The 942-nt window shown below is 41.2% G+C and carries 2 protein-coding genes; one reads left to right on the top strand and one right to left on the bottom strand.

Features of this window, described 5'->3' with window-relative positions:
* Positions 1 to 127, bottom strand: a 127-nt coding sequence (locus AK2_RS17040) for a nitroreductase family protein (protein WP_174521167.1), incomplete at its 3' end; no start/stop codon positions are given.
* Between the two features lie 134 nt (positions 128 to 261).
* Here AK2_RS17040 and AK2_RS16250 point away from each other — a divergent pair.
* Positions 262 to 750, top strand: coding sequence for a MarR family transcriptional regulator (locus AK2_RS16250; RefSeq protein WP_067937157.1), 489 nt, complete (start codon positions 262 to 264; stop codon positions 748 to 750).
* Positions 751 to 942: the final 192 nt, after the last annotated feature.

Here is a 942-nt window from a genome sequence, read left to right as displayed (position 1 = left end):
TGATCCCAGATGTCGGAGCCATTTGTGCAGCGCGAACAATGATCTCAATTTGCTCTTGAGTCAGCAATTCATTTTTGAATCTCCTTATCGATCTATGGTTATTGATTGTCCTAATGACATCGTTCATTGAAGATCCCTCCGCCTTTTGTTTCCTCAGAAACAGTTTCCTCGGAAACCATATTAACAGACAAATTTTCGTGCGTCAAATGGTTTCCGCGTAAACTTATGTTATAGTCTATGTAAAGAAAGGAAGGTACCTTGATGACTGATATGGACAACGATTTAAAGAAAATCCAAGATAGAATAAAAAAGTCTTTGTTTTCTATTGTCCACAGAGAGTTGGACGATGATTCAGACAAAAAATGGTTAAACGAGCATGTCTCTAATGACGATCTCAAACGACTGGTCCCTAAATTATCCGTGTTAAGCCTTCATACATTGGAGATCATTAGTCAAAACGAAGGCATTAAGGGTACAGATATAGCTCGTGAATTGGATGTGACAAGAGGGGCGATATCTAAAGTCATTCGAAAACTTTTGGATTATGGTTTGATCCGAAAAGAGCAACGACCGACAAACCTTCGAGAGATTCACCTTTTTCTTACGCCTTTGGGGGCAGAGTTATCCGAGTTGCACCGACAATATCATCTGGAACTCGATAAGAAGGGTCTTGAACTACTTAAGAGCTATGATTTGTCCTCACTTGAGCTTGTCGCTGATTTTCTAGAAAACCTGGCCCGACTGCATTAGTTCCGAAAAGGGAAATATAGGCCCCCGCCAGAAGTGGCACCCAGACAAATGTACTTAAGGATCATGAAAAAACACCGCGGTAGGCCACGGAGGCTAAGTTTCGTCTCTTTAAATGCTGTTTTCTGCGACGGAATAACAAAAGGCTGCTTTCGAGAAAATTGTTGCTACTGACAGCGAACAATTGTCTGTGTA

Origin of the sequence: Alicyclobacillus kakegawensis NBRC 103104, assembly GCF_001552655.1 — a bacterium.
In the GTDB taxonomy this organism is placed as follows: domain Bacteria; phylum Bacillota; class Bacilli; order Alicyclobacillales; family Alicyclobacillaceae; genus Alicyclobacillus_G; species Alicyclobacillus_G kakegawensis.
This window is presented reverse-complemented; position numbering and strand designations above follow the sequence as displayed.

What these genes read in the sequence shown, in the direction of transcription:
- AK2_RS16250 (WP_067937157.1), top strand. Translation starts at nt 262, where the DNA reads ATGACTGATATGGACAACGATTTAAAGAAAATCCAAGATAGAATAAAA.